This is a genomic window from Psychrobacter sp. NPDC078929 (assembly GCF_050267985.1).
Lineage (GTDB): Bacteria > Pseudomonadota > Gammaproteobacteria > Pseudomonadales > Moraxellaceae > Psychrobacter.
The window spans coordinates 1-23,691 of record NZ_JBNNFX010000030.1; the positions used below are offsets into that span (position 1 = coordinate 1).

Annotated in this window: 17 protein-coding genes and 1 tRNA gene; 6 read left to right on the forward strand and 12 right to left on the reverse strand. The window is 43.6% G+C overall.

Features of this window, described 5'->3' with window-relative positions; translation table 11 throughout:
- Positions 1–57: 57 nt before the first annotated feature.
- The 8 genes from ACQKCG_RS12880 to ACQKCG_RS12915 form a co-directional block, all read right to left on the reverse strand.
- A complete protein-coding gene (locus ACQKCG_RS12880; protein ID WP_427585433.1) occupies positions 58–411 on the reverse strand; it encodes a hypothetical protein in 354 nt (117 codons plus the stop codon).
- Positions 412–582: 171 nt separating this feature from the next.
- A tRNA-Ile gene (locus tag ACQKCG_RS12885) sits at positions 583–659 on the reverse strand.
- A gap of 95 nt (positions 660–754) precedes the next feature.
- Positions 755–1,567 carry a pteridine reductase gene (locus tag ACQKCG_RS12890; protein WP_427585434.1) on the reverse strand — a complete coding sequence of 271 codons (813 nt, stop codon included), beginning with the start codon at positions 1,565–1,567 and terminating at the stop codon, positions 755–757.
- A 37-nt stretch (positions 1,568–1,604) separates the two neighbouring features.
- Positions 1,605–2,786: a tRNA nucleotidyltransferase gene (locus ACQKCG_RS12895; protein WP_427585435.1), complete on the reverse strand. Its 1,182-nt coding sequence runs from the start codon at positions 2,784–2,786 to the stop codon at positions 1,605–1,607.
- Positions 2,787–3,063: 277 nt separating this feature from the next.
- Positions 3,064–5,382: an NADP-dependent malic enzyme gene (locus ACQKCG_RS12900; protein WP_160021186.1), complete on the reverse strand. Its 2,319-nt coding sequence runs from the start codon at positions 5,380–5,382 to the stop codon at positions 3,064–3,066.
- Positions 5,383–5,748: 366 nt separating this feature from the next.
- Positions 5,749–7,215 carry a protein adenylyltransferase SelO gene (locus ACQKCG_RS12905; protein WP_427585436.1) on the reverse strand — a complete coding sequence of 489 codons (1,467 nt, stop codon included), beginning with the start codon at positions 7,213–7,215 and terminating at the stop codon, positions 5,749–5,751.
- Positions 7,216–7,550: 335 nt separating this feature from the next.
- The gene (locus ACQKCG_RS12910) at positions 7,551–8,729 is read right to left on the reverse strand and encodes an acyl-CoA desaturase (protein WP_179799003.1); all 1,179 of its coding nucleotides are present in this window, start codon (positions 8,727–8,729) and stop codon (positions 7,551–7,553) included.
- 471 nt (positions 8,730–9,200) lie between these two features.
- On the reverse strand, positions 9,201–9,929 hold the full coding sequence (locus ACQKCG_RS12915; protein ID WP_101205086.1) for a glycerophosphodiester phosphodiesterase: 729 nt from the start codon (positions 9,927–9,929) through the stop codon (positions 9,201–9,203).
- 331 nt (positions 9,930–10,260) lie between these two features.
- On the opposite strand from ACQKCG_RS12915, the gene ACQKCG_RS12920 reads away from it, so the two are divergent.
- The gene (locus tag ACQKCG_RS12920) at positions 10,261–11,196 is read left to right on the forward strand and encodes a hypothetical protein (protein WP_101205085.1); all 936 of its coding nucleotides are present in this window, start codon (positions 10,261–10,263) and stop codon (positions 11,194–11,196) included.
- 130 nt (positions 11,197–11,326) lie between these two features.
- Here ACQKCG_RS12920 and ACQKCG_RS12925 read toward each other — a convergent pair whose 3' ends face one another.
- On the reverse strand, positions 11,327–11,923 hold the full coding sequence (locus ACQKCG_RS12925; protein ID WP_101205084.1) for a cob(I)yrinic acid a,c-diamide adenosyltransferase: 597 nt from the start codon (positions 11,921–11,923) through the stop codon (positions 11,327–11,329).
- Positions 11,924–12,154: 231 nt separating this feature from the next.
- Between ACQKCG_RS12925 and cysS the strand changes: the two genes are divergently transcribed.
- The 5 genes from cysS to pdxH all read left to right on the forward strand — a co-directional run bounded on the left by cysS (position 12,155) and on the right by pdxH (position 19,837).
- On the forward strand, positions 12,155–13,615 hold the full coding sequence (gene cysS / locus ACQKCG_RS12930) for a cysteine--tRNA ligase (RefSeq protein ID WP_101205093.1): 1,461 nt from the start codon (positions 12,155–12,157) through the stop codon (positions 13,613–13,615).
- A 153-nt stretch (positions 13,616–13,768) separates the two neighbouring features.
- Positions 13,769–15,754, forward strand: coding sequence for a mechanosensitive ion channel family protein (locus tag ACQKCG_RS12935; RefSeq protein WP_227522912.1), 1,986 nt, complete (start codon positions 13,769–13,771; stop codon positions 15,752–15,754).
- Between the two features lie 277 nt (positions 15,755–16,031).
- Positions 16,032–17,504 carry an IMP dehydrogenase gene (guaB, locus tag ACQKCG_RS12940; protein WP_057760534.1) on the forward strand — a complete coding sequence of 491 codons (1,473 nt, stop codon included), beginning with the start codon at positions 16,032–16,034 and terminating at the stop codon, positions 17,502–17,504.
- A 212-nt stretch (positions 17,505–17,716) separates the two neighbouring features.
- Positions 17,717–19,084: a phosphoglucosamine mutase gene (gene glmM / locus ACQKCG_RS12945; protein WP_101205082.1), complete on the forward strand. Its 1,368-nt coding sequence runs from the start codon at positions 17,717–17,719 to the stop codon at positions 19,082–19,084.
- A gap of 90 nt (positions 19,085–19,174) precedes the next feature.
- Positions 19,175–19,837 carry a pyridoxamine 5'-phosphate oxidase gene (gene pdxH / locus ACQKCG_RS12950; RefSeq protein WP_182176685.1) on the forward strand — a complete coding sequence of 221 codons (663 nt, stop codon included), beginning with the start codon at positions 19,175–19,177 and terminating at the stop codon, positions 19,835–19,837.
- Positions 19,838–19,979: 142 nt separating this feature from the next.
- Here the strand turns inward: pdxH and ACQKCG_RS12955 are convergent, their stop codons facing one another.
- The 3 genes from ACQKCG_RS12955 to ACQKCG_RS12965 form a co-directional block, all read right to left on the reverse strand.
- Entirely contained in the window at positions 19,980–21,242 is a 1,263-nt protein-coding gene (locus tag ACQKCG_RS12955) for an HlyD family secretion protein (RefSeq protein WP_101205080.1), read from the reverse strand.
- A gap of 85 nt (positions 21,243–21,327) precedes the next feature.
- Positions 21,328–23,016, reverse strand: a complete 1,689-nt coding sequence (locus tag ACQKCG_RS12960; protein WP_101205079.1) for an MFS transporter — start codon at positions 23,014–23,016, stop codon at positions 21,328–21,330.
- A gap of 372 nt (positions 23,017–23,388) precedes the next feature.
- Positions 23,389–23,598: a glutathione S-transferase family protein gene (locus ACQKCG_RS12965; protein WP_427585437.1), complete on the reverse strand. Its 210-nt coding sequence runs from the start codon at positions 23,596–23,598 to the stop codon at positions 23,389–23,391.
- Between the last annotated feature and the right edge of the window lie 93 nt (positions 23,599–23,691).

Below are 23,691 nucleotides of genomic sequence, written 5' to 3' on the forward strand. Positions count from 1 at the left end.
TTGAGTTTGAAAAGCAGTATTATGATAATTTAATCCTGTCAGGTGTTGCTGCCTGACTCAAGTAAATAAGCCTCCGATAAAGTCGGGGCGGTTCAGTGTTGGCACATTATTGGTCTTATCCTTCGGATCTTCTAGGTTCTCATGAAGCCCGTCATAAACATGCATGCCTTTTTTGATGTTAGCCATCATTATGCTGGCTTTTTCACGTGCTTCGGTTAGCGTAATTAGATGCGTTTCTTCTACTTCGTCTCTATACAGATTTCCGTTAATGCGCTTATGCAATGTATAGCGTTTAGACTGCTTACCTACACGTAGCGCAAATCCAGTTAGTACATCGTCCATATAGATTTCAGTACCTTTAGCGGTATAGTCTATTGAATCAATAAGTTTTTTGGTAAGTTTAACTTTCATATATCACCCATGCAGCAGTACATAACCATAGTGTTAGTAGTCATCATACTCTAATTACTACAAGGGTCAAAGTATCAAGATAGTATCAAAAAATTAATTACATCCGTACATTTACATAAATTTTAGACAATAAAAAACCCTTACAAGTCAATGACTGTAAGGGTTTGAATTTGGTGGGCCCAGTAGGACTTGAACCTACGACCAAAGGATTATGAGTCCTCTGCTCTAACCAACTGAGCTATGGGCCCTAACGTTAGACGCACAATGATACCTGATTTTTCTAATTTTTCAAGTAAAAGATAGGCAGTAATCAAGATATTTTTTATTGAGCCATATTTTTGTATTACAGGTGACCACCAGCTATGGTTAGACTACGACCTCCATCCACGATGATGATCTCTCCTGTGACATAATTTGCCTGAACAAGATATAGTACGCTATGAGCAATCTCATCAGGTTGGCCTATGCGCCGCATGGGGATAGCATTGATAATACTTTGTTGCTGCTCGTTATCAATAGCTTGGTCGCTAGTAGGGTCAGGTAAAATATTGACCCCAGGTGCCACCCCATTGACCCGCACTTCTGGCGCCATCTCTAACGCTAGCGACTGTACCATCATTCGATGCGCAGCCTTTGCCATATTATAAACAGTATAGTTGTTAAACGGTCTATCATGCGCGTGTATGTCCAATAAACTGATAATGCAGCCTTGTTGTTGCTTTAGATAAGGTAATAGGGCTTGGCTCAGTAATAAAGGGGCTTTCGCGTTGGTCAAAAGCAACTCATCCCATTGTGCATGATTGATACTACCGAGTGGGCTAGGATAAAACCGTGAGGCATTATGCACCAGTACATCAAGCTGTCCAAATGCCTCTACGATATTTTTAACAAAGCTGTCTAAAGCCATACCATCGTTGACTATCGTTAAATCAGCAACGATAACTTTTGCACTATTAGCACGGATGTCGTTCAGATGGTCAGCCAAGTCATTAGCGTCTTGTTCACTACGGTGACAATGAATAATGACGCGGTAACCTTGCCTATGAGCCGCTTTAATAATAGCTGCCCCAATGCGCCTAGCACTACCTGTGACAAGCATCACTGGCGTTTGGTTATTTATATTTTCTGCTTGGTAGGCATTAAGTTCTTGGTTCATAGCAATATTACTTGTTTCTCTAAGGTGCTTGTCTATATCATTGTTGCGCTTGCAAGTGTTCTATCCTGCTTTGGCGTAAGGCTGCACCAATAGCGGGGCCTTTAAGGTCTGGCGCAATGTCAGTCATGCCGACAGCATGAAAGCTGTTTAGTGCTAACATCATTTGGCGATGCTGTATTGCTAGCTGTAACACATGACTGCACACTAGCAGTTGAGAGAGCTTATCAGGCTCCTTATGCGCACCGCAGGCTTGGATTAGATCGATTTTTTCAGCCGCAGTTAAGTTATTTATTGTGCTTAGTTTTTCAGCTTGCTGAACGAATAAAGTTGCGAACTGAGTATGTGCTTTTGGGACTTTGGCTTTATTACCGATAGCGTTAATATTTTTTATAGCGGTTGATACGTTAGACGGAGACTCAGAGTTTTCGCTATTAAATAATGATGAAGACAGGCTAGTCATTAGTAGCGCCCAGCGCTGCGATAAATTCAACTGCATCTGTCCTGCAAAATATAATGCTGTCTGCGCTGTTTCCCTTATTTGGACATTATCCCAAGCATGATGCAAAGGCGCGAAATACTCTGTGAGTGCACCAATTTCAAACAGTTTTTGCCAATAGACTTGCGGTGATAACTGCATAGTTGCACGGCTTGACTCTTGCCAGATACGCTCGGCACTTAAATGAGCCAGCTCTCCTGTATCGACCAATTGACGCATCAGCGTTAAAGTGTCATCCGCGATGGTGAACCCCAAATCGTAGTAACGGCTATAGAAGCGCACGGTGCGAAGCACACGTAATGGGTCTTCGCTAAAAGCACTGGACACATGACGCAATGTCTTGCTTTTTAAGTCTTGTAGGCCGCCATAGTAGTCGATGACTTGTCCATTAATCGGAGTATCATCGGTTAAGCTAGTAACTTCAATTGCCATCGCGTTGATGGTTAAATCACGACGGCGCAAATCATCCTCTAGACTAACATCAGGACTGGCGTGTACGCTAAAACCTTTGTAGCCTGAGCCTTGCTTGCGCTCTGTACGTGCCAATGCATACTCTTCATGACTGATCGGGTGCAAAAACACAGGAAAGTCAGCGCCCACTTGTTGAAACCCTGCATCAATCATCTCTGCCACAGTAGCGCCAACGACGACAAAGTCCTTATCCTTGATAGGACGCTTGAGCAGTCGATCGCGTACAGCACCGCCTACGAGGTAAATTTGCATAGAAGCCTCTTGTTATTATCGAGCTTTATATCATCAGTTCAATTTTTATAAATCAAAAAAACAGCCAATGCTCTATAAGTTGCATTGACTGGTTTTAGTATAGCAGAAGGGCTCTATCAATGGATGACAGAGCCCTTCTTAATATAGTCAATCCTCTATAAATTGGGTCCGGTGTCAGCCTCGCTCAGTCTACTATTTGTAGTACTTTCACTCGGCTTCCTGGTATCCAAATTATATTGAACCGATATAGTGCATTCATACTGTGTATGATGTATGACTATTTTTCGTTTTCTAGATCTTGCGCTTCAGTGACGGTCAATGCAGTCATATTGACGATACCACGTGCTGTCGCTGATGGTGTCAAAATGTGGACTGGCTTATTGGTACCTAATAGGATAGGGCCAATAGAAGCACTGCCAGTCGCTGTTTTAAGCAGGTTGAAAGCGATGTTTGATGCATCAAGGGTTGGCAAGATAAGCAGGTTCGCTGCACCTTTTAACGGGCTTGACGGCATATCGTTTAGACGAATATTTTCGTTAAGCGCGGCATCACCTTGCATTTCGCCTTCAAACTCAAAGTCGACGTTCATATTGGTCAATAGCTCATGAACCTTACGCATTTTGACAGCGCTGGCACGATCTGAAGCACCAAAGTTAGAATGAGACACTAGCGCGACGCGTGGCGTAATACCAAAGCGACGTAGCTGATCTGTTGCCAAGACAGTCATTTCAGCCAATTGCTCAGCTGTTGGGTCTTCATGGACATAAGTATCAGCGATAAAGATATTACGATCTTGCATGAGTACCGCATTCATCGCATAGAAGTCGTTCATACCTTGTTTTTTGCCAATGACGCTTTCAACGTATTTTAGATGCAATTGGTAATGGCCAAATGTACCACATACCATGCCATCTGCTGCACCATTTTCAACCAGCAAAGAACCAATCAAAGTTGTCTTACGGCGAACATCACGACGAGCAAGCTCAATGCTTACACCGCGGCGTTTGTTCTTCTCATAGTAGCCCTGCCAGTAGTCTTTGTAGCGAGGATCGTCATCAACGTTGACGATGGTAATGTTCTCGCCAGCTTTTAGACGTAGGCCTAGCTTTTTGATATTGGCTTCGATAACTGAAGGGCGACCAACCAAGATAGGTTGTGCTAACTTCTCATCAACGACGACTTGCACAGCAAGTAAGATATTGTTGTCTTCACCTTCACAGTACACGATACGTTTTGGATCGGCTTTAGCACGAGCAAAGATTGGCTTCATGACAAACGCTGAGTTATAAACAAACTCAGACAGACGCTGACGATAGGCTTGCATGTCATCGATAGGTAACGTGGCAACGCCCGAATCCATCGCTGCTTTGGCAACAGCAGATGCGATTTCAATGATTAGATTTGGCTCTAGAGGGCCTGGGATTAAGTAATCACGACCAAAGCTCTGCATCTTTTCGATGTTTCTAGCGCTGGTAGTTGGCGTGGCTTCAACGTGTGCCATCGCAGCGATTGCTTTTACGCAAGCGACTTTCATCTCTTCATTAACAGTGGTTGCACCAACATCCAATGCGCCGCGGAAGATATACGGGAAGCATAGCGCGTTGTTTACTTGGTTTGGATAGTCTGAACGACCAGTTGCCATGATGACGTCTGGACGTACCGCATGTGCCAATTCTGGCATGATTTCAGGTGTTGGGTTGGCAAGTGCAAAGACGATAGGGTCTTTTGCCATACGGCGAACCATATCTTCTGATAGTGTACCTGGCATTGATAGGCCTAGGAACATATCGACATCGTCCATGACTTCTTCGATAGAAGTAGCCGTGATATCACGAGCATAACGCTGTTTGGTTTCATCAAGGTTTTCACGGCTAGTACTGATGATACCGCGTGAGTCTGAAACAATAATATTGTTCTTATTAACGCCAAGTGCGCAAATAATATCTAGGCAAGAAATGGCTGCTGCGCCTGCACCTGAACAAACAATTTTAATCTCTTCGATCTTTTTGCCAGTAATCAACAAAGCATTTAGCATGGCTGCAGCAACAATGATTGACGTCCCATGTTGATCATCATGGAACACAGGAATGTTCATGCGCTCACGTAGTACGCGCTCAATTTTGAAACATTCTGGTGCTTTGATGTCTTCTAGGTTGATACCACCAAAAGTAGGCTCAAGGGAGGCAACCGCTTCGATGAATTTGTCTGGATCGTTTTGAGCAATTTCAATATCAAAAACGTCGATACCTGCGAACTTCTTAAATAGAACACCTTTACCTTCCATAACTGGCTTCGATGCCAATGGACCGATATTACCCAGACCCAATACAGCAGTACCGTTAGTGATAACACCAACGAGGTTATTACGTGCCGTGTATTTAGACGCAAGTTTTGGATCTCTTTGGATCTCAAGACAAGGTACAGCAACACCTGGAGAGTAGGCGAGTGCTAAATCACGTTGGTTGGCTAGCTGCTTAGTAGGGGTTACCGAAATTTTACCTGGGCGTGGAAACTCATGGTAATGTAAGGCAGCTTGTTCAAACTGCTCTTTTTCTGTACTGAGGTTATCCGTATTCGAAGTGGTATCGTCATTCATAATAATTGCCATGGTTGGAATAAATTGGAATAAATTAAATGGTGATAAAAAACAACGTCTAACCCTCCAAAGATCATTGAATGATAATAACTGAAAGGTACAAAGACGTTAAACGACTCACGACCATCAGAATCATGGTCGACGATCAAAAATTAGGTCAAAAAAGCAAACTAGCTAAAATATTCATTCTAGCATTATAGCCAATTCACTGCCTAGTCAACAACGGTGAATTGTGCGAATAATATAATAAAATGATATTCGTTATTTATCTCGTTGATAATGCCAAAAAACGCGGTTAGATATCAACCTTAATTTCATAATATTTCAAAATATTACAGAATTGAAAGGTGCTAGGACGAGCAACTACTAAGATGAGCAGCTAATTGGCATCTGCGGTGTATCAGGCGCAGGCGCACTGCTATCTAAATCATTAGCGATATCTTGCACGCTGTAAGGATTGGCTAATAAACGAAACACTCGATCAACCTCTTCAAACTGACCTTGCTCTGCGGCAGTAATTGCACGCTGCGCCATGCTATTACGAAGGACATAGACAGGATTAGTTGTCTGCATACCGTTAACTACCTGCTCAAGTGACAGCTGCTCGATCTGTGCCAGATAACGTGCTGACCAGTCTTGCCATACTTGCTGCGCATCACCGCTTAATTCAGTGGTCATGGTATCCAGTAGCTTTTGCTCATAAGGATGATCTGCTGGTGCGACCAAACCGAGTAGTGCGCGGAAGCTATTGGTGTAGTCGAGCAAGTTGTCTTCTAATAGCGTCAACCATTCAAAGGCCAAGCTGAGACTCTCTCTTTGATGCGGTAGGCCAAGCTTACGGCACAGACCTTGCTGATAGTGCTGCATAAAGGTTGCTTCGTAAGGTGCTAAGCACTCAGAGAGAGTCTCACGAGTGACGCCTTCTAGGCGCATAAAGTGTGGCAGCCAAACATTTAGATTCCAGTGCCCGATAGCAGGCTGATTCTGATAAGCATAGCGACCCGTATGGTCTGAGTGATTATTAATCCATGCAGGATTGAAGCGCTCCATAAAGCCAAACGGCCCGAAGTCCAAAGTACTGCCTGTGATAGATAAGTTATCTGTGTTCATCACACCATGAGCAAAGCCAATCAATTGCCAATCAGCAATCATACGGGCCGTACGCTCGACCACTGCGGTCAAAAAAGCTAAGACAGGCGCTTCGCTATCACGGCACTCTGGATAATAAGTGTCAATCATATAGTCGGTGAACTCACCCAGTACATCAGGGGCGAAGCTGGCAATCCACTCGACATGACCGAGACGAATATGACTATCAGCCACACGCATCAACGCTGCACCTGCTTCGATACGCTCACGGCGCACTCTCGTATCAGATACCACAAACCCCAATGCGTTAGATGAGGGGATGCCAAGCTGGGTCAATGCATGACCGCACAGGTATTCGCGAATAGTACTACGTAAGACTGCTCGTCCATCACCCATGCGTGAGTAGGGCGTCAAGCCAGCGCCTTTGAGGTGCAAGTCTTGTGGCTGTCCATCATTATCGAGTACCTGTGCCATGAGCAAACCGCGTCCGTCGCCCAATTGCCCAGCCCACTGTCCAAACTGGTGACCAGCATAGGCCATCGATAATGGTTTGAAATCAGCTGGCACGTATTGACCGCCCAATATCTCAACCCAATTGGTCATCAGATCCTCATCGTCGGCCCAGCCCAACTGCTGTGCAACTTGACTATTGAAGTGACCGGCACGAGGATTGTCTAGTGGTGTCGGTGGCTGCTCATGATAAAGGCGCGTGTCTAGGTTGACGTAAGTGTTTTGATAACGCATACAGGCCGTTTCCATTAAATTATAAAAGTGAGAATGTCACTATAGCATAGCTCTCATATGGCATCGTTGCACTCTGTCCGTCTCTTGTAATATCTGGCTAAAAAATAAATTTTTCGGTCTTTAATCAACTGAATGTGATGAACGAGATTGTTATTGCTTTTAGATTAGAGAAAGCAATGGTTCAGCCAAGGTATTTGACCATTTATTATGATAATAAGGTCGTTAGAAGTAGCTAGAATGACATAAGCGATAAATTATAAGCAAAAAAATCCCCCTATCTAGGACGGATAGGGGGATGGAGAAGCTTCAAAATTATAAAACAAATCAAAGGTTAATTAAGCAGCTTTTTCGTTCGCGCCAATAGAGCGGAAAGCAGTTTTTAGATTGCTGTTATGCTCAAGGATTTTCTGTTCAATTTTCGCATAATCATGCTTTAGCTTATCATCAACTTCACGTAAGCGATCAGCACATTCTATTTTTTTCATTTCAATAGTTTGAGCTTTCAGTGATTGCCATTCTTCGACAGTTTGTTTAAATGCATCGTATTCAAACTTAATGCGGTCTTGGAAGCTCTTCATCGCATGAGGAAGATCAAGCCCAGTGCTTGTGGCTGTATCGATCTGCTGTTGTGCTGCTTTGAACTGCATTTGCACTTCGGCATGCTTAATAGTCGTATCATCAACAGTACGCAAATCCGTCGTTAAACCGATTTTTGATAAACCAGCAATCAACCATTTTGTTGGATCATATTGCCACCATTTCACGCCATTACGATAATCATACTGGAAGAAATGATGATAGTTATGATAACCCTCGCCCCACGTAAAGATAGCTAAGAAAAAGTTATCACGAGCACTATTAGTATCCGTATAAGGACGTGTACCAAACATATGACATAGCGAATTGATGAAGAAGGTGAAGTGATGCGTTAATACCAAGCGCAGCAAACCAGCGATCAGTAAAGTACCCCAAACATCACCAATGAGCCAACCAATAGCAGCAACCATACCAACATTCATGGCAACTACCCACAAACCATAATATTTATGCTGAATCTGTAAGACTCTGTCTTTGGTCAAATCAGGAATGTTTTTATAATCAAATTTACCGCTAGGGTAGTTGCGTAGCATCCAACCAATATGGCTGAACCAAAAACCACGCTGTGCTGAATATGGATCGTCCAAACGATCATCTACATGACGATGGTGAGTACGATGTCCAGAAACCCAATCAAACGCTGAGCCTTGTACGGCTAAGGTTGAACCTAACAATAAAAAGTTTTTGACAATAGGGTGCGCTTTGTAAGCACGGTGCGATAGCAGACGATGGTAACCCGCCGTGATACTGATACCTGTCCATACCATAAAGGCACCAAACACACCCCAAACAGGAGCGCTAACTTCATGAGTCCATAGATACCATGGCGTAATCACAGCAGCAGCAATTGGCGTCGCTACTAAAATAGCCGCTGGAATCCAGTTAATTGGTGCTTTGGTAAATTCAAACTCACGCATATCAATGCTTTGCTCTTGCGCAGAAAGATCCGCTTGCTCAGAAGCTTTCGCATAATTGCGTTTTGCAACAGGCTGCTCATCAAGCGCCATTTGCGCTTTTTTCTCATCGAAACGAGTTTTAAAACGCGTTACTTGAGTGCTGGCGGTCTTTACAAGCGTATCACCAGATTTGATAGCGAAACGTAAGCCTTTAAGCGGTAAGCCAAGTGCTTTTTTTGCAATCATATAATATCCCTAACGGTATTAATTTAAGCCACCATAGTACCTTAAAAAGCGTGTAAAGTGAACACTTATACACTATAAAAATATTGCTAAATAACAATAACTTGTATGGATTATAGAATGTATTGATCAAAAATACGAGTGACTTATCAGACATGAAGGAGAAGTGTAACAAGAAGGGTAGATATGTAGGAAAGAATGCGTTTATCGAAAAAATGATTAAATATCAAAAAAGTACGGATAACTCGGTCAAGGCAACAGCAAATGACTTGGAAAATCCGTAATGATGACATCAGTCTCCCATTTGATGAGCTGCTCAATGGTGGGAATATCATTAACCGTCCAAGCACTTACGGGCAATCCATAACGGTGGCTATGCTTGATGACGGCTTGGGTCAAAAGCGGATAATGAATGCCCAGTTGAATACAGCCGAGTTGCAATGCGGTATTGGTCGCGCTTGCCAACGCTTCTGGCGTACGAATAAGCAAGCCGCGAGGCATATGAGATAATAGTTTGTGACGTTGCAAACGGTTGTGTAACTCGACATCGAAGCTCGTCAATACAACTGGTAAGCTGGCAAGAGGTGTATCAATAAATGCCTGCCGAAGCGCTGCAATCAACACCGCGTAGTTGGTACGGCTATGCGTCTTAATTTCCAGCTCAATAACGTTAAATCCACTAAGTGCAGGTGCTATGCTTGCCAATGTCATAATGGGTTGACCAAACTGCAATTGGCATTGAATCTCAGTCAGTTTTAACTGGTCAATACGTGATTGTCGACCGCACATACGCTCTAGATCGTCATCGTGGAATACGATTAAGTGACCGTCAGCGTTTAGTTGTATATCAAACTCTACGCCTGCTAAGCCTCTTGACTTAAGATTTTGAGAGTATTGAAAGCCTGAAAAGGTATTTTCTAACGCTTCACCGCGTGCGCCTCGATGACCTAATAACAACGTATCTCTAAAATTTATCATATGCACCAATTATCGATGATTTTTATGCCCAATCATATAGCGTCATATCAACGACGTCTAACAAAAACTGCGATGCAATCCGTACTTTTTTGAATATGACTTTTTAAAGTCCAAATCTGCGAATGTTTGTTATGTTTTTGCAACCAAACGCAGGTTTTTTCCACAATGAGGGGCACTATTTGTATATCCATGGGCTACACTAATGACCATTTGATTTAAACACCGTATAATGATGTGGTTTTCATATCTGTAGCAGCTAGCGTTGCGATTTGAATGTTGAACACTGTCAGTCAGTGGCGGTACGAACCTGTAAATTGGGAGTAGAGTTAGTATGAGCGTAGCAAATATAAGTTTGAGCAAGTGGCATAAAGTTGCTGGGATTGGATTGGTATGTGGTTTGGCGCTTGCAGGCTGTGATCGCTCAGATAAAGAAGACACTACTGAGCAGGCAGAGCTAACAGAACAAGAGACGGTCGATGCTGAAAATAGTGTTGCGCCTGCGATCAGTTGTGATGATCCTATGGTGCAAGATCGCCTTAAGTCAGCTCTAAAGAATACGCTCAATCAACAAGCACAGTCATTGGCTGCCAATTATGCAAATGATGCTGAAATCAGTTTAGCAAACGGTGTGGTTAGCGAAAAAACCAATGGCGTGGTCATTGATGTCCAAAACGCTGCTATCTTGCAACAAGCTAACGAGAACGGCATGACCACTTGTCAAGCAAGTGTCAGCATGACGCTACCAAGTGAAGACTTGTATCAAGCCAGTCAGGTACAAGCGGCCAATAATCAGCCAAGTCTACAATCACGTTTAGCGCAAGACAATATCCGCATCAATAACAATATGCTCGTTGATGACGCGTTTACTTACATCGTCGGTACTCAAGGCGGTCAAGTGCGTACGCGTATTGCAGGTCAGCCTGCTTTGATTACTGTCGTTGCAGATGTGATGGCAGGTTCTGTATTTAAAACTGCAATGGATGAGCAACGCGCCCAACGTGCTGCTGAGCGCCGCGCAACACAGAACAATGATACGACTCAAACAGCGCCAATCCGTCAGCCAAGAACCGTAACGCCAGTTGAGCCAATTCGCCCAACTGAACCTACGCCACCGCCAACCATCAATAAACCTGCTGAAAGTCAGAGCAGTTCGACTGCAAACACCCAAGCAGCAGCTGAGCCTAGCAAGCCAGCTACACCAAAGGCCGTACCTAAAGATGAAACCATTGATATGGTCATCATTGAAGACAACAGTGCGACTTATTAATTGGTCATTGTAATGAGTTAGCGATTTCTAGTAAACCGAATTGCTATCGCTCAATAATAAAAACCCCGCAACAATCGTGTCGCGGGGTTTTTTGTGTTTAAGCTCTTTATTGCTAAATACTTAGTTTGTACTATTTACTGTCAGTGAACGTTTTCAATGCTTGACTGTCCCACAACACCTCAGAGACTTTTTCTGGGTCTGTACAGAAGCGTGCAGCGACAAACAGCCAATCAGATAAGCGGTTGATAAAGCTGACGGCAGTACTGCGAATCGCTTGTGGACGCTGCTGCTGCAATATCACAGCTTGACGTTCAGCGCGGCGGCACACACTACGCGCCACGTGTAGTTGACTGACCAATATAGAACCTGTCGGCAAAATAAAGTCTTTTAGCGGTGGCAATGTGGCATTCATCATATCTATTTGCTGCTCTAACCATTCAATATGAGTGGCATTAACCCCTTCATACTCTGGCATGGCAAGCTCGCCGCCTATATTGAATAACAGGTGCTGAATGATGACCAAGGCTTCAGAGAACTCTTTCTCTATAGATTGCCCTTTATTGTGTTTTAGTTGCGCACGTACCAAGCCAATATGCGAGTTGAGCTCGTCGATGTCACCCATGACGCTAAATAGATCGTCCGCTTTACTAAGGCGGCTGCCATCAGCCATACCAGTGCTGCCGTCATCTCCAGTACGTGTGTATATTTTGCTTAAGCGATTGCCCATCTTTACATCCTTAACGGTTTTTATGATTGAATAGCGTTAGTTGCACGCTCATTGTAGTATTTTACGCCTGTTTTCGCTAAGATAATGGGTTACGTTTTATATCACGACGTTTTTGGTCTGAATTTTTTATTTTTTTGATTTATAGTCATGGTCGTTGGTATGGCTTATTCATACACGGCGGCTGAGATTTCACATTTCTTTATTTTATTTACGTTACAAGGCTTTTTTACTATGACCACACCACTTGCAGATGCGATGTCCCAACTTGCCATTTACGATTCATTGACTGGCAGCAAGCGTCAGTTTGTACCACTCAAAGCAGGGCAGGTTGGTATGTATGTGTGCGGCATGACCGTTTATGACTATTGTCATATTGGTCATGCGCGAGTGATGGTCGGTTTTGATATGGCCGTTCGTTGGTTGACACGTTTAGGTTACGACGTGAATTACGTACGTAATATCACTGATATCGATGATAAAATCATTGCCCGTGCCGCTGAAAACCGTGAAGAGATTGGTACATTGACGCAGCGTTTTATTGAAGCGATGCATGAAGACGCGACTGCCCTTGGTTGTGAGATGCCAAATGCTGAGCCACGTGCGACTGATCATATCGATGATATGCAGGATATGATTGAGACATTAGTCACTGGCAACTACGCGTACGCAGGCGACAACGGTGATGTCTATTATGCCGTCGATAGCTTTGACGGTTATGGCAAATTATCTAAGCGCAATCTAGACGATATGCAGGCAGGTTCGCGAGTCGAAGTTGAAAATGATAAACGCAATCCATTTGACTTTGTACTATGGAAAGCTGCAAAACCTGACGAGCCGCAGTGGGCATCACCATGGGGTCAAGGGCGTCCAGGCTGGCATATTGAATGTTCAGCGATGTCGACTAAGTGCTTGGGTAGCACCTTTGATATTCATGGCGGTGGTCATGACTTACAGTTCCCGCATCACGAAAATGAAATCGCGCAGTCTGAGGCAGCAACTGGTTGTGAGTATGCACGCAACTGGATGCATGTTGGTTTTATCAATGTCGATGGCGAAAAAATGTCTAAATCATTGGGTAACTTTTTTACCATTCGCGATGTCATGGCAAAGTACTTGCCCGAAACGGTGCGTTTTTTCTTATTATCGAGCCATTATCGCAGCCAAGTTAACTTCTCTGATAGTGCCTTAGATGAAGCGCATAATAGCCTAAGCAGACTATATAATGCACTAAAATTGGCTGAGCAGCAAAAAGGACAGTCAATCGTAATCAACGAAGACTTAGTGGCTGAAGCTTACAATAGCGCGGTTGGACAAGACTTCATCAAGGCGATGAATGACGACTTCAATAGCTCGACGGCCATTAGCGTCTTATTTGGATTGGCTCGCGATATCAATAAAACCATTAAAACGGAAGACGTCGATACCGCATGGCAATTAGCCCAGCAACTAAAAGCATTGGCACAAGTATTAAATATTTTACAGCAGCCAGTGCAGCAGTTTTTGCAAGCAGTGACTGGTGAACAGGCAGAAGATGGTCTAACGGATGCGGTTATTGATGGTTTAATTATCGAACGTGCAGAGTCTAAAGCCAACAAAAACTTTGCTCGTGCTGATGAGATACGTGAGCAACTAAAAGAGGCGGGTATTGAGCTAGAAGATAGCCGTGCTGGCACCACATGGCGCCGCGCTTAAAATAATGTTTGCCGTCTATATGGTAAATAGCTACAAATCTCGTAATAAATTAAGTCAGCTTTAGGCTGGCTTTTTTTTGCTTACTGAATTAGGTTAAAGCAGCAGCGATATATTTTTTATACTTTCCTTTTGTAGACTGATGGCTTTGAAAACATGAATACACTTAAAGACAATCCTATGAACCATCATTGTGCCGTTTTGCGCTCAGATGATAATCATCAAGTAGATGTAGAGAAAAGTCGTTTTCAAAGCCATGTGCTGCAAGTATTGTTGGGCTTTTTGATTGTCGCTATAAATGTCATCTATTCACCCGTTTATGCAGCAAATAGTGAAAATGAACAGAGTGCGAGCGAGCCGGAAAAACAAACGCCTAGTAAGCCTGATAGTTTTACTGAATATGCCGCTCAGCAAGTCAATGCGCTTAAAGATGAAAGTGTTAGTATTTCTGGTATTACTGAAGAGATATTCGACCCTACTGAGCGTAACGCAGTGGAGCAGGCAGGCAGACTACAAGGTGATACGGCACTGACCGGAGAATATAGTGAGAGCTACTATATACTCGATAAACTAAATGCAGGGTTGCCGCCGTTATCTGAGCCACCTAACTTGGAGACGCCGCTTGCAGCCTTAGAGTTTTTTCAATCAGCGTTAATGAAGCAGCAGTATGATTTGGCCGCTTACGCGCTAAACATGAATTTGATTGATGAGAAAAGCCAACGTAGCCGTGCGCTTGATCTCACAAAGCGACTGGATTTCTTATTGTCCGAAAAAGAGCTCTATGTATTCGACGATATGCCAGATCGCCCCGATGGCTTAATTGAACCACCGCTTGGTAATAATAGCAGTGTCATGGGTATTGCCAGACGTTCTATTCAGCTTGGCTATATTGATTATCGCGAGCGCCGTGTTCCTATCTATTTGCAGCGAGTACGAGTAGGGGATGAAGCCCCTGTCTGGGTGTTTTCGGCGCAGACAGTAGGTAATATTGATAATCTCTATGAGCAGTATCATCCAGCCGAGTTTGAGCGTTATTTGCCCACTTGGTTAAAGCTAAAGTTTTTTGGAATTGCGCTATGGGAATTCTCAGCGCTGATATTGTTCTTTTTATTAACCATGGGGATGGGTTGGCTACTGAGTAAAGGTACTGCAAAAATCATCAATCATTATATCGATGAAGAAAAATACAGCGTGTATGTTGGCAGTACCAATGGCGTCGCAGATTTGGTTAGCAAGCTAACAGTACCATTAACCTTTACCATCAGTTTTTCACTGGTTTTTACCTTGGTTTCTGGTGGTTTTCCTTATTTAGATGCAGTCGCCTCATCTACTCGTCCATTGATTTGGATTGGACTGGTATTTAGTACCATGTGGTTAGGCATTCGTATCATTAACTTTTTTGCCAATCGCTATCAAGACATGCAGATTGAAAATTTGGCTGCAGAGCATTTCGATAAAGAACGTCGCCGCCGTACTTATGTATCAATATTTCGCCGTGTGTTTATTTTCGCGATGATTTTGGGAAGCTTCTGGATAGGTCTTAGTGAATTTGCAAATATGGAAGGCCTTGGCAAAACTTTATTGACTTCAGCGGGTATTGCAGGTGTGGTTATCGGTATTGCGGCACAGCCAATATTAGGGAATATCATCGCTGGTGTACAGGTAGCAGTGACGCAGCCAGTGCGAATCGGCGATAGTGTGATAATGGACGGTAATTTTAGTACGGTTGAAGACCTGCGTTACACGTATGCCGTGTTAAAAACATGGGATGAGCGTCGCTTGATCGTGCCAATGCGTGAGCTAATCACTGATCGAGTGGAAAACTGGTCGCATACAGAGGTTCATCAAACTTGTCCTGTGTTTTTGTATATCGATTATGGCGCAGATATCGACGCTATCCGAGAGGCGTTTATATCGATGGTCAAGGACAATAAGCTTTGGGATGATAAAACGGAACCCGAAATGTATGTGGTTGATGTAACCGAAAATACTATTCAGCTGCGCGGCGCTGTTTCATCGGTAGGGCCTATAGAAGCATGGACGCTGGCCTGTGAGATACGGGAGCAAATGCTTGGTTACCTGCATGCACAGCAAAACAAATATCTACCCACAGAGCGCTTTACGTTAACAAGAAGCGACTAGAGATTGGGAATAGCGATGAGCTTTGCGATCCTGATTAGCTTTAAAAGCGAGTTATTAATGGTTTGAAGCATGATTGTCATCGATAAAGACGCACTTGTGTAAAATAATCTGACAAATATAGTGTGTCAGCGAGGCGCTTATTTGTTATAATGTGGCGTTATTTTTATAGGATAACTGAGTGGTTGGCGATGAATCGGCACTGTGCTTGCAGCTGCAATGATTGATACGCTTAACCCTGAGCTCCTACCCATCAAAATAACCACCACTAGGGGTCTGTATGTTGCGAATTGTCGATGAAGCCTTAACCTTTGATGACGTTTTATTATTACCAGCCTATTCTGAAGTTCTGCCAAAAACTGCTGATCTGTCTACTCGTTTGACCAAAAACATCACTCTTAATCTTCCGCTAATCTCTGCGGCAATGGATACTGTGACTGAGTCTGAAATGGCTATCACAATGGCACAGCTTGGTGGCATGGGTATTTTGCATAAGAGCATGGACATCGAAAAGCAAGCCACACAAGTACGCCGTGTCAAAAAATTTGAAGCGGGTACCGTTGTTGATCCTATCACTGTCCACCCAGAGATGACGATTGGTGAATTGCTGCGTTTGACCCAAGATAACAATATCTCAGGTGTGCCTGTGGTCGAAAAAGGCACAGATAACGTTGTGGGTATTGTTACTCATAGAGATTGGCGTTTTGAGACCAATTTGTCATTGCCAGTTAGCCAGATCATGACGCCTAAAGAGCAGCTAGTAACTGTACATGAAGGTGAAAGCAACGAGAATATCAAAAGATTGCTACATGAGCACCGCATCGAAAAAGTCATCGTTATTGACGATAATTTCCGCCTGCGTGGTTTGATTACTGTTAATGATTTTGCCAAAGCTGAAAACAATCCAAATGCGTGTAAAGACGAGCAAGGTCGCCTGCGTGTTGGCGCAGCTGTTGGTACAGGTGCAGATACGCAAGCACGCGTTGAAGCATTAATCGCCGCTGATGTCGACGTTATCGTCGTTGATACTGCGCACGGTCACTCAAAAGGCGTGATCGATAAAGTATCTTGGATTAAGAAAAACTACCCGCATGTGCAAGTAATCGGTGGCAACATCGCAACAGGTGAAGCTGCAATCGCTTTACGTGACGCAGGTGCTGATGCAGTAAAAGTAGGTATCGGTCCTGGTTCTATCTGTACCACGCGTATTATCGCAGGTATCGGTGTGCCACAAATCTCAGCGATTGATAACGTTGCTAGTGCTTTAAAAGATAGCATTCCATTGATTGCTGACGGTGGTATCCGCTACTCAGGCGATATGGCAAAAGCAATCGCTGCAGGTGCATCATGCATTATGGTTGGTTCACTCATGGCTGGTACCGAAGAAGCGCCAGGTGAAGTTGAGCTGTTCCAAGGTCGCTATTATAAAGCTTATCGTGGTATGGGTAGTTTGGGTGCGATGTCAGGATCAAACGGTTCTTCAGATCGCTACTTCCAAGATGCAAAAGATGGCGTAGAGAAGCTAGTACCAGAAGGTATCGAAGGACGTGTTCCTTATAAAGGACCAGTTGCGGGTATCGTTAATCAGTTGGTTGGTGGCTTACGTTCATCAATGGGTTATACTGGTTCTGCTACGATTGAAGATATGCGTACCAATCCGCAGTTCATCAAAGTAACTTCAGCGGGTATGAAAGAGTCGCATGTGCATGATGTGCAAATCACTAAAGAAGCACCGAACTACCGAGTAAACTAGATCGTTCCGTAAAATGCTTCTCTTTTATAGTTTTAAATCGTATTAATGTTAGCTGAGACGTAAGGCTGCAGCGAGCTTAAGATACAAACAGCCAACAATGCTCTGTTATTGTTGGCTGTTTTTTTTGTAAAATACAGAAACAGATTATTACAACAATAGTATTGCCTGCGTATACGCTTGGCCTTTTATTTTTTTGACTTGAGGAACACATAATGAGCTATTTTGGCACTGATGGAATTCGCGGAAAGTTTGGTGAATTACCCATTACACCTGACTTTATCTTAAAACTAGGCTACGTCACTGGGCTTGTTCTCATAGAAAAAAATGAAAATCTTACGCGTAAGCCAAGTGTGGTGATTGGTAAAGATACGCGTCTATCAGGCTATGTGATAGAGGGAGCATTACAAGCAGGTTTTAATGCGGCTGGTGTTGATGTTTATATGCTTGGTCCATTGCCAACCCCAGCGATTGCGCATTTAACCCGTAGTTTTAATGCAGATGCTGGCGTGGTTATCTCAGCCTCGCACAACCCTTATTATGATAATGGCATCAAATTTTTCTCAGGTGACGGCAAAAAGATAAGTGATGAGATGCAGACTGCAATTAATGATAAATTGACAGCAATTATGAACGACGTTGGTAATGACATTGCCATAATGCCTATTCTTGATCCTGCAAATTTAGGTAAGAACAACCGAATTGATGATGCTAAAGGTCGCTATATTGAATTTTGCAAAGGCAGTTTTCCTTATCAATATGACCTCAGTCATCTGAAGGTAGTAGTGGATTGTGCCAATGGTGCAGGCTATAGCGTAGCACCTAGAGTAATGCGCGAGTTGGGGGCAAACGTGATTGCCATCAATAATACGCCAGATGGCATCAATATCAATGCTGAATGTGGCTCTACCCATCCTGAAAGCTTACAAAAGGCTGTGCTTGAGCATGAAGCAGATGTCGGTATTGCACTAGATGGTGATGGCGATCGTATCGTAATGGTTGATGAGACGGGTAAGCTAGTCGATGGTGACGGTATCTTATATGTGCTTGCTACTCAAGGTCGAACCAAAGCTGAAGGCGTAGTGGGCACACTCATGAGTAACATGGGGTTAGAGTTGGCACTGAAAGATGCAAATATTCAGTTTACCCGTGCAAAAGTGGGTGATCGCTATGTGATGCAGGATTTAGAAGCTAATGGCTGGATATTGGGTGGTGAGCCATCTGGTCATATTCTCTGCTTAGATAAAAGTCGCACAGGGGACGCTATCATTGCTGGTTTGCAAGTACTGGCAGTGATGCAAGCCAGAGAGCGTGCGTTAAGTGAACTTGTTGAAGGTTTTGAAGTGTTGCCGCAAAAGTTAGTCAATGTACGCTTGTCTCAAATGCAAGACCCATTCAAACATGAGGAGTTGGTTGCTGCTTTTGACAAAGCACAGGCAACGCTAGAGGGTCGAGGTCGTCTATTGATACGTCAGTCAGGTACAGAGCCTATGATTCGCGTGATGGTGGAATCAGATGATGAGATAGAGTGTGATGTAATGGCTAATGACTTAGCTGATCTTATAAAGTCAGTACTAGGCTAATAGTATTTAGGGCAATAACTGGTATTCAAGATAATGACTGGTATTTAAGACAACAACATTATAGTTTTCAAATAAGGAGTTGCCATGAGCATGGACTTTACCGACCAACGCCTCTCATATGAGAAAGATGAGCTTGATCAACAGTCAGTACCAACGTCACCATTTGAGCTCTTTAAAGCTTGGATGAATGAAGCGTTAGCACAAAAGGTACAAGAGCCTTATGCAATGAGTTTGGCAACATGTGGCGCAGACAATAAGCCTAGTGTCCGTATTGTGTTACTACGCGAAATTACTGAGAAAGGTATTGTTTTCTATACCAATTATGAAAGCGCGAAAGGGCAGGATATAGCAGAAAACCCTAATGCCGAAGCATTATTCTTTTGGCATGAGCTGGAGCGTCAAGTCCGTATCAGCGGTAGTATCGCTAAAATTGATGCTGATAAATCGGCTGCTTACTTCCAAAAACGTCCTCATGATAGTCAAGTAGGCGCTTGGGTCAGTCAACCGCAAAGTGGTGAAGTGGCCAATCGTGAAATCATGGAGCAAACGTTTGAACAGCTTCAAGCAGCGCACCCTGACAATACTGCCGTACCAACGCCAGAGTTTTGGGGTGGGTATGAGATTACGATTGAACAAATCGAGTTTTGGCAAGGTCGCGCCAATCGGATGCATGACCGAATTGTGTATACGCAGAGTAGCGGCGACGACAGTGAAGGCAATACAAGCTGGACAACCAAGCGTTTATTGCCATAGTTGCTGTAGTTTGAAGCTATAGATTATATAAAACTAAAAAAGCCACTCTAAATCCAAGTTTTGTGGTGTCTAGAGTGGCTTTTTTACGTTAGCTATTTACCTTATTTGGCATTATCTCGTATTTATCTTTTTATTCAACCTTTCATTTAATATTGGTATCGACATCCACAGAGACGGACATGCCAGGACGTAAGCGTGCCAGCTCAGGCTGATTCTGATCTAGGTCGATGCGTACAGGAATACGTTGAGCAATTTTTATGTAGTTGCCTGTCGCAGGGTTGGCAGCAGCGGCACTAAACTCGCTACCAGTCGCTGGCGAGATATTACTCACGTGACCCGTAAATTTGGCACCGCCAAGCGCATCAACGTGAATGGTCGCAGGCTCGCCGATTGCCATATTGGCTATTTGAGTTTCCTTAAAGTTTGCAATGATCCAAATGCCTTTTGGTACGATATACATGAGCTGCGTACCAGCGCTGACGTATTGGCCTTCTTTGACACTGACTTGGCTTAGCTGGCCAGATTCAGGCGCAGTGATAATAGTATTGTCTAGATTGATTTGCGCTTGTTTGACGCCTGCTTCAGCATTTTTGATATTTGCGTCCAGCGATGAGCGACTGCCGCTAGTCTTTTCACGGTTTTCTTGGGCGGCCTGTAAATTTGCTTCTGCCTGCTGTACACCTGCTTGTGCTTGAGCCAATTGTGCCTTGATATGAGCAACTTCTGCTTTCGATACTGCACCAATAGCATCTAAACCTTGATAACGGTTTACATCTTCACGCGCGCTTTCTACATTGATTTTGGCACTATACAAATCAGCTCTACGTGCTTCGATTTGCGCTTGGCTGGTTTGCGTGTCTTGGTCGTTAGTAGAGCGGTTAGTAAGAGCTACTTCGGTATTTGCTTGTGCCTGATCGAGCTGCTGCTGAAAGGTTCGATCGTCTATCTTTATGAGTAAGTCACCCGCTTTTACGTTGGCGAAGTCTTGCACTGCTACCTTGGTTACATAGCCAGAAACTTGCGGGCTAATAATAGTCGTCTGACCTTTGACAAAAGCATTATTGGTTTGCTGTACCGTTGGGGTGAACGGTGGAAGCTTCCATGCATACAAAATCAATGCCACGCCAATGACAATCAATAAAATTAATAAGCCTAAGTTTAGATAGGATTTTTTCTTGGGCGACCAACCAGTAGTATCGGGTATTGGCTCTTTTGGTGGCATTGGTGTTTCATTGCTGTCTGTACTGTTTTCTATATCACCTTCTGCTGTCTTAGTTGCTGATTGCGAAGAAGTTACAGCAGCCTCTTCTTTACTTATATCAGACGCTATAGGTGTGTTTGTTGCTGGAGCGCCAGTGGACGTCTGAGGTGTTTGATTAAGCTCATTTAGTTTTTCTTGGCTCATGACGTGCTCCTAAATTTTCAATAAATATTAAAATAGACTGGCTATAAATGAATGGGGTGAGGCATTATCAATATAATAAGCTGAGTTATTTTGACTCACGCATTTTTGCAATAACGGCAAGCTCTTTAGCAAGTGGATTGCGCTTGTGGTAACGGTTATAAAAATAGTTGATCAATAAAATGGCTGTAACGAAAGTAGCAAAACTGGCCATCAAAAAGAACAAATCGCTGTAAGCGGAGACAGTTGCTTGGCGTTGAATCCCTTGCAAAACTTGGCTCATCGCGGCCACATTCGCTTGCGCTGTGTCCGTCGTTTGGTTTGACAATACACTACGAGTACCAGCAATTTGAGCGCTGAACGTAGGATCACCTAAGTTCAATGAGCTGACCATATCTGCATAATGCATTTGTGTACGAATGGTCGTAAATGCCTGAATGGCTGCCGCACCTGCCAGTCCGCCAACTGTTTGGGAGATGCCAAAAATCACTGAAAAACTAATAATATACGCAGGGCCACTGCCAATAGCCCGCAAAAACCCTTCAAAAACCAAAGGCCCCATGAAATACACCGCGGCAAAGGCAATCAAAAACTGGCTGAGATAAAACGTATAGGGCGCTGAATTAATAGACACACCAACATCCATCCAAGAACCTAAGGCAATCAATGCCACTGCAAAAATAACAGGTCGGCGCAAATCCATCGCATTGGTACTAAAAATACTAATAATCAAAGCCAGTGCACTGGCGGCTATAATAACAGCATAAAAAGTAACCAGCTGATCGTTACCGTAGCCGAGGTTAGCGAGCAATCCTGCCGCTCCGACATTTTGCTCAGATAGCAAAATCCGCATGACAGCGCCCGTCACCATAAAGGCAATAATATTGCGGCTACGCATCCAGCGCACTTGTAGCATCGGATTTTTGCGATGTGTCTCAATCCATAACGCGATGCTAATCCCGACGATAGCAATCATCAGTGGATAGACGAGCCAAGGTGTTGTCCACCATAAAATTCGACCCTGTACCAAAACGACAGCCAATGCAGCCAGACCACTGGCGAAAAAACCAAAGCTTACAAAATCCAATTTCTCAAATACTTTTTCTGTATTCCCTGGTGGTAGCTCTAATATATTAATCAGCCCAAAACAAATCAGCGCCAGACCAAATTGAAATAAAAATAAGTTTTCAAGCTGACCGTCGATGGCGAGGTAGGGCGAGATGACACGTGATAATGGAATACCAAACTGTACCAAGCCAAAACCCAATATGAGACCACTAGTACGTTTGACGGTTGGCATACCCTGAAGACAATAAAACAAGCCCAATACGGTCATACCACTTGCCACCATACCACTAAGTCCCCTAGCGACAATCTCTAAATAATAGGGCTCAATGCTAATATTAGGTGTGTCTAACAAGTGGCTGCTGATCAGCCACTGTAGACTGGTGGCGGCTAACAAAAATGACAGGGTGATTTTGCTAAAAAGCGACATGCCAAATTGCTGACGAATTTTGTACAGCAGAACGGTGATACAGGCATTGGTCATATTATAACTGACCGATATCCAACCACCTTCAGCTGGCGTTAAGCCTAGCTGACCCTGAATTTGCGTCAGGTTGGCGACAAGTAGACCATTTTGGAAGCTGGCTGTGAGACCCACAAAAATCCCAATAAGCAAATAAAACACTTTACGGCGTGCCGGATGGTCAGGATTGGCTGGAGAGCCCACCATTATTGGCTGTTCGTGGGGCTTAAACTGGTATTCGTTACTCATGGGCGTACCACAATCTGTATAAGGAAATAGAGTGATATAGGACAGATGCCAGACGGGGAGTCAGGTCAGTGTAATTGGTATTTATAGCGTGAAAAGCCAGTCAACTCACTGATGGTATCTGAAAGATAACCCAAAAAATTCAGAAAGGATTTTATCATAACTTTTATCGTGCTTTTGTCATCGACACGTAATTCATGGATGGTGCTGAGCAATTTGTTTGGTTGCTCTACAGCTTAATTTTCTTATGTAACATTGATGACTATAATTCGATGGTTATTCACGCAATCATAAAATAAAGCACGCATAAAAAACAGCTCTATACAGAGCTGTTTGTGTGTATCAGAAAATTGGTATGTCAATTATGATGCAATGCTAAACGGATTGGTCGTACTTAGCCTCTAGCTGCATAGCGCGCTGATAGCTATCGAGACTGGCAAGCGCTTCAGCATACTGCCTGATATTCGGGTAAGCGTCGAGTTTTTGACGCTTAGCGAGAATGATTAAGTCAAATGACAACATAAAGTCAGCACCACTTAGCTTATCACCCACAATGAACGACTTACCTTTAACCGAAGCATCCAGATATAGTCACTGCACTACAAAAGAGTTATGTTTTGGATGAATATCATAAAACAATTTAGATAAGTCATTTTCCATCCAACCTTGGCGTAAAAA

Excerpts from the sequence above, each read along its gene's own strand:
- ACQKCG_RS12890 (WP_427585434.1), bottom strand. The coding sequence starts at position 1,567 with ATGAACCAAGAACTTAATGCCTACCAAGCAGAAAATATAAATAACCAA.
- ACQKCG_RS12960 (WP_101205079.1), bottom strand. The coding sequence starts at position 23,016 with ATGAGTAACGAATACCAGTTTAAGCCCCACGAACAGCCAATAATGGTG.
- ACQKCG_RS12915 (WP_101205086.1), bottom strand. The coding sequence starts at position 9,929 with ATGATAAATTTTAGAGATACGTTGTTATTAGGTCATCGAGGCGCACGC.
- ACQKCG_RS12925 (WP_101205084.1), bottom strand. The coding sequence starts at position 11,923 with ATGGGCAATCGCTTAAGCAAAATATACACACGTACTGGAGATGACGGC.
- guaB (WP_057760534.1), top strand. The coding sequence starts at position 16,032 with ATGTTGCGAATTGTCGATGAAGCCTTAACCTTTGATGACGTTTTATTA.
- ACQKCG_RS12910 (WP_179799003.1), bottom strand. The coding sequence starts at position 8,729 with ATGCGTGAGTTTGAATTTACCAAAGCACCAATTAACTGGATTCCAGCG.
- ACQKCG_RS12935 (WP_227522912.1), top strand. The coding sequence starts at position 13,769 with ATGAATACACTTAAAGACAATCCTATGAACCATCATTGTGCCGTTTTG.
- cysS (WP_101205093.1), top strand. The coding sequence starts at position 12,155 with ATGACCACACCACTTGCAGATGCGATGTCCCAACTTGCCATTTACGAT.
- ACQKCG_RS12920 (WP_101205085.1), top strand. The coding sequence starts at position 10,261 with ATGAGCGTAGCAAATATAAGTTTGAGCAAGTGGCATAAAGTTGCTGGG.
- ACQKCG_RS12880 (WP_427585433.1), bottom strand. The coding sequence starts at position 411 with ATGAAAGTTAAACTTACCAAAAAACTTATTGATTCAATAGACTATACC.
- ACQKCG_RS12900 (WP_160021186.1), bottom strand. The coding sequence starts at position 5,382 with ATGAATGACGATACCACTTCGAATACGGATAACCTCAGTACAGAAAAA.
- ACQKCG_RS12955 (WP_101205080.1), bottom strand. The coding sequence starts at position 21,242 with ATGAGCCAAGAAAAACTAAATGAGCTTAATCAAACACCTCAGACGTCC.
- pdxH (WP_182176685.1), top strand. The coding sequence starts at position 19,175 with ATGGACTTTACCGACCAACGCCTCTCATATGAGAAAGATGAGCTTGAT.
- ACQKCG_RS12905 (WP_427585436.1), bottom strand. The coding sequence starts at position 7,215 with ATGCGTTATCAAAACACTTACGTCAACCTAGACACGCGCCTTTATCAT.
- glmM (WP_101205082.1), top strand. The coding sequence starts at position 17,717 with ATGAGCTATTTTGGCACTGATGGAATTCGCGGAAAGTTTGGTGAATTA.
- ACQKCG_RS12895 (WP_427585435.1), bottom strand. The coding sequence starts at position 2,786 with ATGCAAATTTACCTCGTAGGCGGTGCTGTACGCGATCGACTGCTCAAG.